Raw genomic sequence first — 12,371 nt, 5'->3', positions numbered from 1 at the left:
TAAAGATAGTAATAAGGGGCTATTAAAATAAATACGGAAGCTTCCCTGACCAGTTTGAAATTTGCAGAAAGAAATTAGAAACGGCTGATCCTATCGCAATACTTAATAAAATATAAATTAATTGGATTTGAAAAACTTTATTCTTCTTAAAGATTTTTTCTAGTATAAACGCTTGTAGTGCATAAAAAGTAATAGCGATAAAAAATATATGCGATAAAATCCCTATTAAAGCTTCCTGCCCTATTGCCTCATATATTTCCATGTCGGTTCCTCCATATTAATTCCTTTAGCGATACGTTCAAACGGTAGCATAATGTTAAAAAACGGACAGATGTTGAATCTGCCCGTTAAAATTTGAATTAGATATTACCCTCATGAACGTTGATACGATTCAACGCACGTTTTAATGCTAGGTCAGCACGTTTGAAATCAATGTTATCTTGTTTATCTTGAAGACGACCTTCAGCACGTTTAACGGCTTCTTTAGCACGTTTAACATCGATGCTTTCAGCAATTTCAGCAGATGGCGCTAAAATTGAGATTTTTTCAGGGCGAACTTCAATGAAACCACCGCTTAAGGCAACTAGTTCAGTTGAACCGTCTTCTTTTTTAAGCTTCACTGCACCAATTGCAAGTGGAGCAACCATAGGAATATGGCCTGCAAGAACACCGATTTCACCTGAAGTTGTTTTAGCGATTACCATTGATACTTCAGAATCGTATACTGGGCCGTCGGGAGTGACAATATTGACTAGAACTGTCTTCATATTTTTTCCTCCTCGTCCCTAGTATTAAACCTCTACGCCCATGCTTTTCGCTTTTTCAACTACTTCATCAATAGATCCAACTAGACGGAAAGCATCTTCTGGTAGATGATCCCATTTGCCATCAAGGATTTCCTTGAATGAGCGAACAGTTTCTTTGACAGGTACATAAGAACCTTTTTGACCAGTAAATTGTTCCGCAACGTGGAAGTTTTGAGATAAGAAGAATTGAATACGACGAGCACGTTCTACTGTTTGTTTATCTTCATCAGATAATTCATCCATACCTAAGATAGCAATGATATCTTGTAATTCACGGTAACGTTGGATTGTACGTTGTACACCAGTAGCAATTGCGTAGTGCTCAGCGCCTACGATTTCTGGTGATAAAGCACGAGAAGTCGAAGCTAATGGGTCAACCGCAGGGTAGATACCCATTTCTGATAATTTACGCTCAAGGTTAGTAGTCGCATCTAAGTGGGCGAAAGTTGTAGCTGGAGCCGGGTCAGTATAGTCATCGGCTGGTACATAGATCGCTTGAATAGAAGTTACAGAACCTTTGTTAGTAGATGTGATACGTTCTTGTAATTTACCCATTTCAGTTGCAAGTGTTGGTTGGTAACCTACCGCAGAAGGCATACGACCTAATAGGGCAGAAACCTCAGAACCTGCTTGTGTGAAACGGAAGATATTGTCGATGAATAAAAGTACGTCAGCACCTTGCTCATCACGGAAGTATTCTGCCATTGTAAGACCAGTTAAAGCTACACGCATACGTGCACCTGGTGGCTCGTTCATTTGACCGAATACCATCGCTGTTTGCTTGATAACGCCTGAATCGCTCATCTCGAAGAATAAGTCGTTCCCTTCACGAGTACGCTCACCTACACCAGCGAATACAGAGATACCTGAGTGCTCTTGTGCGATGTTGTTGATTAATTCTTGGATTAATACAGTTTTACCTACACCGGCACCACCGAATAGACCGATTTTACCACCTTTGATATATGGTGCTAATAAGTCTACTACTTTGATACCTGTTTCAAGAATTTCAACTGTAGTTGAAAGTTCATCGAAAGATGGTGCTTCGCGGTGAATTGAATCACGACGAACGTCAGCTGGAATCTCTTCACCTAAGTCGATTACTTCTCCAAGTACGTTGAATACACGACCTAAAGTAACTTCACCAACTGGTACTGAGATAGCTTTTCCTGAGTCTGTTACTTCTGCTCCACGTTGTAAGCCATCAGTAGATGACATTGCAATTGTACGAACAGAATCATCACCTAAATGAAGAGCAACTTCTAATGCAAGAATTGTTGGTTCTTCATTAGGACGTTCAATCTTAACTGTTAATGAGTTATAGATTGCTGGTAATTGGCCATTGTTAAATTTTACGTCAACAACTGGACCCATTACTTGAATAACATGTCCTTTATTCATTACTGTGTATCCTCCTATCGTATTCTTATACGACATTGGGAAGCTGGGCCTATTCTAAGGCTGCAGCTCCACCAACGATTTCTGTAATTTCTTGTGTAATCGCCGCTTGACGTGCACGGTTATATTGCAATGAAAGGTCTGAAATAAGATCAGATGCGTTATCAGTTGCATTTTTCATAGCCGTCATACGAGAAGCATGTTCACTTGCTTTTCCATCTAATAATGCGCCGTAAACTAAGCTTTCCGCGTATTGTGGAAGTAATACTTCTAGAATTGCTTCACCAGATGGCTCGAATTCGTAAGAAGCATTACTGCTAGCAGGTGCAAGATCCGTTAATGGAAGAAGTTTTTTCTCTGTCACTTCGCTAGCAATAGCGCTGACAAAGTGATTGTAGTACATATAAAGTTCATCATACGTACCATCAGTGAACATACCAACAGCTTTACGAGCGATTTCTTTAATATCAGCAAATGTTGGTTGGTCCGGAAGACCGATAACATCGCTGATGACATTATGATCACGTTTCACAAAGTAGTCACGAACAACACGACCTACTGCTAAAATAACGTATTCGTCTTTTGATTTATGACGCTCGTCAATTGTACGTTGTACTTGACGTAGGATACTTGAGTTGTAAGCACCTGCAAGCCCACGGTCAGAACCAATGACTAAGTAAGCTGTTTTCTTAACAGGACGAGCAGTTAACATTGGATGTCCACTGTCTTTTGTTCCTGAAGCGATTGCGCCTACTACGTCCTGGATTTTTTCCATGTAAGGAACGTACGCTTTAGCATTTTGCTCTGCACGACGTAACTTGGAAGAAGAAACCATCTGCATCGCTTTCGTAATTTGTTTCGTACTCTTTGTAGAATTAATACGACCTTTTATTTCGCGTAAGTTTACCACTGGTATTTCACCACCTTTTGTTTTTTAATCAAGTGACTAGCTCGAACTTATTCTGATTTAGCGAAAGTTTTTTTGAACTCAGTTAAAGCTGCTACGTAATCCGCATCAGGAGCAAGTTCTTTTGTAGTACGAACGTGATCTAAAACGTTTGTGTGGTTTGTTTCTAACCAGCTTAAGAATTCACCTTCAAAGCGAACGATATCTTGTACTGGAATATCATCTAAGTGACCTTTAGTTAATGCATAAAGGATAGCAACTTGCTTTTCAACTTTAAGTGGTTTGTTTAGGTCTTGTTTAAGCACTTCAACCGTACGTTTACCACGCTCAAGTTTAGCAAGTGTGATTTTATCTAAATCTGAACCGAATTGAGCAAATGATTCAAGCTCACGGAATGCAGCTAAGTCAAGACGTAGAGTACCCGCAACTTTTTTCATCGCTTTAATTTGAGCAGATCCACCTACACGTGATACAGAAAGACCGGCGTTAATCGCTGGACGTACACCTGAGTTGAATAAGTCAGATTGTAAGAAAATTTGTCCATCAGTAATTGAGATTACGTTAGTTGGGATGTATGCAGAGATATCCCCAGCTTGTGTCTCAACGAATGGAAGAGCTGTAATAGAACCATTTTGATATGTTTCATTTAACTTCGCAGCACGTTCAAGTAAGCGGCTGTGTAAGTAGAACACGTCACCAGGGTATGCTTCACGACCTGGAGGACGGCGTAGAAGAAGTGAAAGTTCACGGTAAGCTGATGCTTGTTTAGAAAGATCATCATACACGATTAATACGTGCTTACCTTGTAACATGAATTCTTCTGCCATAGAAACACCAGCAAATGGTGCTAAGTATAGTAATGGAGCTGGTTGAGACGCAGCAGCAGTTACAACGATTGTATAATCTAATGCACCGTGCTTACGTAACGTTTCAACTACACCACGTACAGTTGATTCTTTTTGACCGATAGCAACATAGATACAAATCATATTTTCACCAGTTTGGTTTAAGATTGTATCGATTGCTACTGATGTTTTACCAGTTTGACGGTCACCGATGATTAACTCACGTTGACCACGACCGATTGGTACTAAAGCGTCAATCGCTTTGATACCAGTTTGTAGTGGTTCGTGTACTGATTTACGAGCCATTACACCGAAAGCTGGACTTTCGATTGGACGAGATTTTGTTGTGTTGATTGGACCTTGTCCATCCACTGGTTGACCAAGTGGGTTTACAACACGGCCAATTAGTTCTTCACCAACTGGTACTTCCATGATACGACCTGTACGACGAACTTCATCGCCTTCTTTGATGTCAGCGTATGGACCTAAGATTACGATACCAACGTTACCTTCTTCTAGGTTTTGAGCCATACCCATAACACCGTTAGAGAACTCTAGAAGTTCTCCAGCCATGGCGTTGTCGAGGCCATGAGCAAGAGCGATACCGTCACCAATACGGATAACTGTACCAACTTCGCTTACTTTAAGTTCAGATTCATAATTCTCAATCTGTTGTTTAATCAGACTGCTGATTTCTTCAGCCTTGATGCCCATGTATGTCACCTCTCACATTTCTAAATTATTAACCGATTAATTCACGTTTTAGGCGCTCAAGCTTGTTCGCTACTGAGCTATCATAAATATGATTACCGATTTGAACACGAATACCACCAAGAAGCGATGGATCAATTTCGTTTGTAATGTTTAATGATTGTTTCCCTACAAGTTTCGCAAATGTTGTAGAAATATTAGCGCTTTCTTCAGCAGAAAGTGCACGTGTAGAGAATACTGTTGCATCTGCAGTACCTTGTGCCTGTGCAGCAAGCTCAGCATATGCGTTCGCAATAAGCTTCACTTCGTTTACACGTTTTTTCTCAACAAGTAGTTGAACTGTGTGTAAAACATCTGGAGTTGCACCTGCAAAGATTTCAGCTACCATTTGTTTCTTACGTTCGATAGAGAACTTAGGAGCATTTAAAAGTGTTAAAAAATCAGGAGATTCTTTGACTACTTTTGTTAGCTCGTTTAAGTCTGCTCCAACTTCAGCAAGAATGTTTTTTTGTTGCGCTAATTCAAAAAGCGCTTGTGCGTAACGTTTTGCTACAGTTGAATTACTCATCGAGCTTCCCCTGCCTTCGCAATCGTCTCTTCAATTAGAGCACGGTTGTCTGCCTCAGAAATCTCTTTGCTAAGGACTTTAGATGCTGCAAGTACAGATAATGAAACGACTTCATCACGTACAGCTGCAATAGCTTTTTCTTTTTCAGACTCAATTTCACGTAAAGCCGATTCTTTTAAGCGGTTTGCTTCATTGCGAGCTGCAGTAAGAATTTCTTCTTTTTGCACTTCGCCTTGCTTCTTAGCGCCTTCAACAATCGATTGTGCTTCCGTACGAGCTTCTTTAAGAAGGCTCTTTTGTTCTTCTAAATATTGATGCGAATCTTTGCGCGCTTTTTCAGCTGCTTCGATTTCACTAGCTACTAATTCTTCACGTTGTTGCATGATGCCCATAAGTGGACCCCAAGCGAACTTTTTAAGTAATAGCATTAGTAATAAGAAGATAACTAATGTTGCGGCGATATCACCACTATTGAAACCAGGACTAGCATTGCCTAGTACAAGATTATCTAAAAACACGATTGTTTCACTCCCTTCAAGAGCTTTGACTTCAACATAATAAATTAATTACTTGAAAAACTACCTATTTTAAAAAGCTATATTTACACATAGCTTTTATCAGTTCCAAAATGAATGGCGAAGTTTCATCTGGAGATTCCTGCTTCGCCACTAGAATTCAGTGTACAACTGAATTATTTGTTCATTACGATGAATGCGATTACTACTGCGATGATTGGTAGGGCTTCAACTAATGCAACCCCGATGAACATTGTAGTTTGAAGAACGCCACGAGCTTCTGGTTGACGAGCGATACCTTCTACTGTTTTTGAAACGATAAGACCGTTACCGATACCTGCACCAAGTGCACCTAAACCGATTGCGATTGCTGCTGCTAATAAACCTAATGAACCTGTCATTTGAAAATTTCCTCCTTGGAATTGTTTGTTTTTTTTTGGGTTCAAGCATAAGGTGTATGCTTTATATTAATGGTCATCGCTCACTTTATGAGCCATGTAAACCATTGTTAACATTGTGAAGATAAAGGCTTGGATAAAGCCGATGAAAATTGAGAAACCTTGCCATGCCATCATTGGAACAATTGCTCCGATGAATCCAACAGCACCAGATGATGCTAAACCTGCGATTAAGCCAAGTAGAATCTCACCTGCATAAATGTTACCGTAAAGACGAAGACCTAATGTTAAAGTGTTCGCAAATTCTTCAACGATTTTTAGCGGGAACATGAATGACATTGGTTTGAAGAATGTACCAACATAATGGCCTGTCCCCTTCATTTTAATACCATAGAAATGTGTTAAGGCTAAAATCATTGCTGCAAGCGTCATTGTAACAGTTGGGTCAGCTGTAGGAGATTTCCACCAAAGTTCGCCGTTATAGGCGATCGAGAATGGAAGACCTAATAAGTTAGATACAGCGATAAACATAATTAGTGTGATACCTAATACGTGGAATCGCCCACCAGTTTTCCAGTCCATATTGCTTTTTATGATGTTCTTTACGAAATCCATAATCCATTCCATAAAGTTTTGCATACCTGTAGGTTTTAACTTTAGGCTTCTAGTTGAAATAAAAGCGATTAAGAAAACGATTACGGCCGCAACTAGTAACATCATAACAGTTGAAAGGTTGAACGTTAGCTTGAACAAACCAAAATCAACTACTTTTAATGGAGCTTCATGATTCATTGTTATTTTTCACCTCTCTTTCTAATTTAAAGCACATTAGCGGTTCCTTACATGTGACACTATTCTCTCGACAAAGAGAAAAACGTACGGAATCATTAGCCCTATGACCGTGCTAATTAAGTGAAAATAGTTTGGCAACGAAATGGCTAAAGCGACTGCCGCTACACCTGATGCAAAGCGAAGCGCTGTACCAAGTGAGCCTACTTTCTTCCCTTCACTAATGGATCGATCAAACTTCTCCATACGGCGAACTAAAATCCAAAAATTATACGTACCAAAGAATGCACCGATTGCGATGCCTGCAAAAACCGTCTGATAGGGTGTAAATCCCCAGCCTAATGCACAGAGTGCGAGCAAAAAAAATAACGCTCTCTTCTGCACAGCAAAAATGTGATGCAAATCTAGCATTGGTTTATAATCTCCTGAATCATTTTTTCGAGTAAAGAAACGTTTGCTGACCACTATGTGAAATCAGAAAAGAGCAGTGAAAAACACTACTCACAGCGGAATAGTAACGGGAGAGCGTTAATTTGAAATTACAGGTGTAAATCCCAAAAAATATCTTACACCCCGAAACGCACAAAACGTTGCAAATCGACAGTTTTTGGTTTGAACTGTCAATTTAGTAGAAACTTGATGTAACAAGTGTTTCAACCTATATTTACGATTAGAAACCCTTATCATTATTACCCTTTGTAAGCATACAATAGGAGATATTTGAAGTCAATTAGTAAAGGAGAAAAACTTCACAGCCACTATACTCTTGTCAAATTGTTGACAAATTTGTGTATGAAAATTCATAGCTTCAAAATCATGGTTCACGTTTGTGCAAAAAAAAGCTAATTTACGACGCATATATGCTCGTAAATTAGCCCACCCATCACAATTAGTACATTAGGCTCATTTTTTGTTTTAAAAAGGGGATATTACTTGCTTTTTTGTAAAAATCCTAGAAGGGTCTTCACAATACGTTCAGAAGCATGTCCATCACCATAAGGGTTTGATGCTTTTGCCATTGCTTCATAGGCATTTTCATCTTCTATTAATTGCTTAGCTAAAGAGTAGATTGTTTCTTCTTCTGTTCCTGCTAGCTTAAGAGTCCCTGCTGCAATACCTTCTGGACGCTCTGTTGTATCTCTAAGTACTAAAACTGGTTTACCTAATGAAGGGGCTTCTTCTTGAACGCCACCAGAATCAGTTAAAATCATATAAGAATTAGCCGCAAAATTATGGAAATCGAAGACCTCAAGAGGTTCAATTAAATGTACACGCTTATGATCTCCTAAAATTTCATTCGCTATTTCTCTTACAGCTGGGTTCATATGAACTGGATAAACAACTTGTACATCCTCATGCTCTGCTAAAATTCTAGTAATTGCTCTAAACATATGACGCATAGGCTCACCTAGATTTTCACGACGATGTGCTGTTAATAGAATCATACGATCTGACCCTATTTTTTCTAACACAGGGTGTGTGTAATGTTCACTTACTGTTGTAGCTAATGCGTCGATAGCTGTGTTACCCGTAACAAAAATAGTGTCAGGATTTTTATTTTCATCTAAAAGGTTTTTCTTTGATACTTCCGTTGGTGCGAAATGAAGGTCAGCCATAACACCTGTTAACTGGCGGTTCATTTCCTCTGGGTATGGTGAATACTTATTCCAAGTTCGAAGACCTGCTTCTACATGCCCGATTGCAATTTGGTTATAAAATGCAGCTAGACTTGCAATGAAAGTTGTTGCTGTATCGCCATGTACTAAAACAATATCCGGTTTCGCTTCTTTCATGACTTTGTCTAAGCCTTGTAATGCATTAGTCGTCACATCAATTAATGTTTGACGATCCTTCATAATATTTAAATCGTAGTCTGGTGTAATTTTAAATGTTTCTAAAACTTGGTCGAGCATTTGGCGATGTTGTGCTGTTACCGTCACAACCGATTCTATTTGCTCAGGATACTTTTGTAATTCCAATACAAGTGGAGCCATTTTGATAGCCTCTGGTCTCGTACCGAAAATCGTCATTACTTTCCATTTTTTCGTCAAAACGATTTGCACCGTCCTTTGTTTTATTTGTATGAAAAGTGGTTACCCCCATTGATCGTCATCATATGAAGCAAGTGTCGAACTTCAAGAGAAGTAATTCGCCTAACATACTATGAAACGTCCTTCAATATTGAAGGACGCTCCCAAAAATTTTAAGTTTCCTAAAAATTACATACTAAATCTATTTTTCATTGGCTTATCATCATAACGTGAGGTTGATTTCCGTTCCGACTGGGCGCTTTCCTGGGGGCGTCCGATGAGCCGCTTCGCTTCGCTGCAGGGTCTCATCTGTAACGCTGATCCCCGAGGAGTCGCCCAGTCTCCACTCCAATCAACTTATCATCATGATATACGTTTTAACAAAATGTCATCCCTATTTTCCGTTGGTGAATTTTGTTAATACCATTGAATATTGTTCAGTATTATTTTGTACCGAATAGGCGGTCGCCTGCATCACCTAAACCAGGGACAATGTAGCCATGGTCATTTAGTTTTTCATCAAGTGCAGCAATATAAATATCTACATCTGGATGTTGTTCTTGAATTTCTTTTACACCCTCTGGCGCAGCGATTAAGCACATAAATTTAATGCTTTTCGCACCACGTTTTTTCAGTGAGTTGATCGCTTCCACTGCTGATCCACCTGTTGCAAGCATTGGGTCTACAATGATGAAATCACGTTCTTCAACATCTGCAGGAAGTTTTGCATAGTATTCTACAGGTTTTAAAGTTTCTGGATCACGATAAAGACCGATATGACCAACTTTAGCAGCTGGAATTAGATTTAATACGCCATCTACCATGCCAATACCTGCACGTAAAATCGGTACAATCGCAATTTTCTTACCAGAAAGTACTTTTGTTTTAGCAACTGTAACAGGTGTCTCAATTTCAATTTCCTCTACTGGCATATCACGTGTAATTTCGAATGCCATTAATGTTGCAACTTCGTCTACTAGCTCACGAAATTCTTTTGTTCCTGTTTTCTTATCACGAATATAAGTTAACTTGTGTTGGATTAGTGGATGATCAAATACGTATACTTTGCTCAAAGGGATTCTCTCCTAACCGTTCGGATTTCATTTTTATCTCACCTAGTATAACAGAAAAAAGGAGTCGTCTCAAAAATAAATTTGGGACAACTCCTTTTCAAGAATGTTTGCTACATATAATAGCGATTATTTATCGAGTATTGCATCTAACTGTTCTATTGTCATCGGCTTGTAATAGAAATAACCTTGTCCTACTGTACAGCCGAGTGCACGCAAAATTTCAACCTGCTCTTTATTTTCAATACCTTCTGCGACTGAAGTCATTCCTAAGTTTAATGCTAATTGAATAATGGATCGGACAATAGCAAGTGTCGCAGCATCATGAATATCATTAATAAAGCTTCGGTCTATTTTCAATTCAGTAAACGGCAGTCTTTGTAAATAACTTAGTGATGAAAAACCTGTTCCAAAATCGTCCACCGAAGTTTTAAAGCCGTACTCTTTTAATTCCTGGATAATAGAAAAAGCAGTCTGAAAATCAACTAGCCCAATATTTTCTGTTACTTCTAAAATGATATATTTCGGATCAATATCGTATTTCCGAACGAGCTCCAGTGTATCCTGTACAAAATTAGCATAGTAAAAATGATCAGGCGAAATATTTACTGCTACCTTCACTAATTTTTTCCCTAATTTTTTGCGCTCTGCTAGCCAGGAAAGAACAATCTCTAATATTTGATTATCGATTTCTCGTACCTTTCCTACACTTTCTGCCACTGGAATAAAAATTGCCGGTGACACGAAACCGAGTTTTGGAGAAATCCAGCGGGCAAGCGCTTCAATACTTTGAATTTCACCTGTCCGTAAATCAACCTTTGGCTGTAAATTTACCGAGATTTCTTTATTTTTTATTGCTTGTGCCAAATGGTTTAACACTGTCATTTGCTGCTCAAGCACATCATTTCTTTCTAGTGTGAATATTTCCATATGAGTACCTGGTTTATTGGCCGCAAAGGATACAGCATTATCCGCAAAGCGAATCGCATCAGCAATTTTTATCTCATTGTTGTATAAAGCAATTCCAGTCTTCAGTGTAATATAAATTTGCTTCCCACCCACAATAAAGGGTTGACGAATAATCTCTTTTATCCGCCTTTTATAATAGAAGAAATCTTCATCGGATGTCGCATTTGCAATGATTAAACTAGAGCTTGTAAATCTAGCAATATATTCTTTATGATCATGCTTCTCTTCATTTAGACGTTTAGCAATTTGTCTTAAAAGTTCATCTCCCGCTTCACGACCATATAACTCGACAATTTGATGGAATTCGCTTGGCTTTAAGATTTTGATATTCCCATTTTGACCGTATTCTTTTTCTACCTTGTTTAAAAAACCATGTCGATTAGGCAGCCCCGTTGTGATATCGATATAGGCTAAATCCCATATCTTTTTTTGTGTTTTTGCATATGAGTATGCCAATGCAACAAGAGCACCGATTTTTCGGAACATGCATTCAAAAGACATTTGCTCAGCACAAAAATGTTGCCTTAAAAAAATTGCGAACAATCCAATTGCTTGATGTTGTTGATTGTAAATCGGCATAAACCATCCAAATGGCATTTCAGATGCATTAGCAAACATTTTATGTTCTATTGGAATATCGATTTCATCCAAACTCTTAACTAGAATAGATGTTTCCTCTTGCATTACTCTTTTAAAAAATTCTTTGTTATCACAACACTCCGGCAAATCTTTTATTTTGTCATTCCCTTTAAAAATCCGTAATTGATCTGCCTCTGTTTTGACAAGCACCATGCTTGATATTTTGGGCATAAAAAATTCATCTAGACTACTGCAAATAACACTCATCTTTTTATCAAAAGAATAGTCCTTTTCAATCGCTTCGTACATAGTTTTCTCAAGGCGCATTAAAAATTCTTCGGTATGATAGTAAGTAACATCCTTCATAACTACTAGTACAAATAATGTTTCATTTTTATTATTTTGAAATGGGAGTGCTTGTATCTCTGCCCAAAAAGGAGATTTGTCGAAGCAACTATGGTGCAATTTTGCTTGTACTATGGCTCCGCTATGTATTTTATCTTTAATCATTTCAATAGTTGTCTGTTCTTCGTTTGACATCAATGAAAAATAATCGTTATTTATTATTTGCGAACGAGTAGTATTTGTAAGTGTACAAAAAGAATCATTACATTCTAATATGCCATGGTTATTTGTTGCATCAAAAATAACGTAACTTTCTTTAGAATTATCACCTAACCTACGAATTGTATTTAATAGCATTTCATGTTCTTTGATCATTGTTTTAGTAACCATTCAGCCCCTCCTCCCTTTATCTCTATCAATATTACTCGGCATAATTGTAGC

The 12,371-nt window shown here is 38.4% G+C and carries 13 protein-coding genes; all 13 read right to left on the bottom strand.

Annotated elements, in window-relative coordinates:
• Positions 1-22: 22 nt before the first annotated feature.
• On the bottom strand, positions 23-262 hold the full coding sequence (locus tag ACIQ7T_RS17795; protein WP_370078467.1) for a DUF1146 family protein: 240 nt from the start codon (positions 260-262) through the stop codon (positions 23-25).
• A 97-nt stretch (positions 263-359) separates the two neighbouring features.
• On the bottom strand, positions 360-767 hold the full coding sequence (locus tag ACIQ7T_RS17790; protein ID WP_370078469.1) for a F0F1 ATP synthase subunit epsilon: 408 nt from the start codon (positions 765-767) through the stop codon (positions 360-362).
• Between the two features lie 24 nt (positions 768-791).
• Entirely contained in the window at positions 792-2,207 is a 1,416-nt protein-coding gene (gene atpD, locus ACIQ7T_RS17785) for a F0F1 ATP synthase subunit beta (protein WP_079559414.1), read from the bottom strand.
• A gap of 49 nt (positions 2,208-2,256) precedes the next feature.
• Complete coding sequence (gene atpG / locus ACIQ7T_RS17780; RefSeq protein WP_370078471.1) at positions 2,257-3,114, bottom strand: ATP synthase F1 subunit gamma; 858 nt, start codon at positions 3,112-3,114, stop codon at positions 2,257-2,259.
• A 47-nt stretch (positions 3,115-3,161) separates the two neighbouring features.
• Positions 3,162-4,670, bottom strand: a complete 1,509-nt coding sequence (gene atpA / locus ACIQ7T_RS17775; protein WP_053596444.1) for a F0F1 ATP synthase subunit alpha — start codon at positions 4,668-4,670, stop codon at positions 3,162-3,164.
• A 28-nt stretch (positions 4,671-4,698) separates the two neighbouring features.
• Positions 4,699-5,235, bottom strand: a complete 537-nt coding sequence (locus tag ACIQ7T_RS17770; protein WP_370078473.1) for a F0F1 ATP synthase subunit delta — start codon at positions 5,233-5,235, stop codon at positions 4,699-4,701.
• Positions 5,232-5,753 carry a F0F1 ATP synthase subunit B gene (atpF, locus tag ACIQ7T_RS17765; RefSeq protein WP_370078475.1) on the bottom strand — a complete coding sequence of 174 codons (522 nt, stop codon included), beginning with the start codon at positions 5,751-5,753 and terminating at the stop codon, positions 5,232-5,234. The genes ACIQ7T_RS17770 and atpF overlap by 4 nt, the downstream gene beginning before the upstream one ends.
• A gap of 173 nt (positions 5,754-5,926) precedes the next feature.
• Entirely contained in the window at positions 5,927-6,151 is a 225-nt protein-coding gene (atpE, locus tag ACIQ7T_RS17760) for a F0F1 ATP synthase subunit C (RefSeq protein WP_132360362.1), read from the bottom strand.
• 66 nt (positions 6,152-6,217) lie between these two features.
• Positions 6,218-6,940 (bottom strand): F0F1 ATP synthase subunit A, encoded by a 723-nt coding sequence (gene atpB, locus ACIQ7T_RS17755; protein ID WP_370078477.1) that lies wholly within the window; start codon positions 6,938-6,940, stop codon positions 6,218-6,220.
• A 36-nt stretch (positions 6,941-6,976) separates the two neighbouring features.
• Positions 6,977-7,348, bottom strand: a complete 372-nt coding sequence (locus ACIQ7T_RS17750; protein ID WP_249075151.1) for an ATP synthase subunit I — start codon at positions 7,346-7,348, stop codon at positions 6,977-6,979.
• A 518-nt stretch (positions 7,349-7,866) separates the two neighbouring features.
• Complete coding sequence (gene wecB / locus ACIQ7T_RS17745) at positions 7,867-8,988, bottom strand: non-hydrolyzing UDP-N-acetylglucosamine 2-epimerase (protein WP_402872102.1); 1,122 nt, start codon at positions 8,986-8,988, stop codon at positions 7,867-7,869.
• Between the two features lie 422 nt (positions 8,989-9,410).
• Complete coding sequence (gene upp, locus ACIQ7T_RS17740; protein ID WP_370078481.1) at positions 9,411-10,040, bottom strand: uracil phosphoribosyltransferase; 630 nt, start codon at positions 10,038-10,040, stop codon at positions 9,411-9,413.
• Between the two features lie 126 nt (positions 10,041-10,166).
• Positions 10,167-12,320 (bottom strand): EAL domain-containing protein, encoded by a 2,154-nt coding sequence (locus tag ACIQ7T_RS17735; protein ID WP_402872099.1) that lies wholly within the window; start codon positions 12,318-12,320, stop codon positions 10,167-10,169.
• Positions 12,321-12,371: the final 51 nt, after the last annotated feature.

Origin of the sequence: Lysinibacillus sp. NPDC096212 (assembly GCF_044763105.1) — a bacterium.
Taxonomy (GTDB): Bacteria; Bacillota; Bacilli; order Bacillales_A; family Planococcaceae; genus Lysinibacillus.
This window is presented reverse-complemented; position numbering and strand designations above follow the sequence as displayed.

Bases quoted from the DNA above. Each gene is read 5' to 3' on its own strand.
- ACIQ7T_RS17795 (WP_370078467.1), bottom strand. From the start codon at position 262: ATGGAAATATATGAGGCAATAGGGCAGGAAGCTTTAATAGGGATTTTA.
- ACIQ7T_RS17790 (WP_370078469.1), bottom strand. From the start codon at position 767: ATGAAGACAGTTCTAGTCAATATTGTCACTCCCGACGGCCCAGTATAC.
- atpD (WP_079559414.1), bottom strand. From the start codon at position 2,207: ATGAATAAAGGACATGTTATTCAAGTAATGGGTCCAGTTGTTGACGTA.
- atpA (WP_053596444.1), bottom strand. From the start codon at position 4,670: ATGGGCATCAAGGCTGAAGAAATCAGCAGTCTGATTAAACAACAGATT.
- ACIQ7T_RS17770 (WP_370078473.1), bottom strand. From the start codon at position 5,235: ATGAGTAATTCAACTGTAGCAAAACGTTACGCACAAGCGCTTTTTGAA.
- atpE (WP_132360362.1), bottom strand. From the start codon at position 6,151: ATGACAGGTTCATTAGGTTTATTAGCAGCAGCAATCGCAATCGGTTTA.
- atpB (WP_370078477.1), bottom strand. From the start codon at position 6,940: ATGAATCATGAAGCTCCATTAAAAGTAGTTGATTTTGGTTTGTTCAAG.
- ACIQ7T_RS17750 (WP_249075151.1), bottom strand. From the start codon at position 7,348: ATGCTAGATTTGCATCACATTTTTGCTGTGCAGAAGAGAGCGTTATTT.
- ACIQ7T_RS17735 (WP_402872099.1), bottom strand. From the start codon at position 12,320: ATGGTTACTAAAACAATGATCAAAGAACATGAAATGCTATTAAATACA.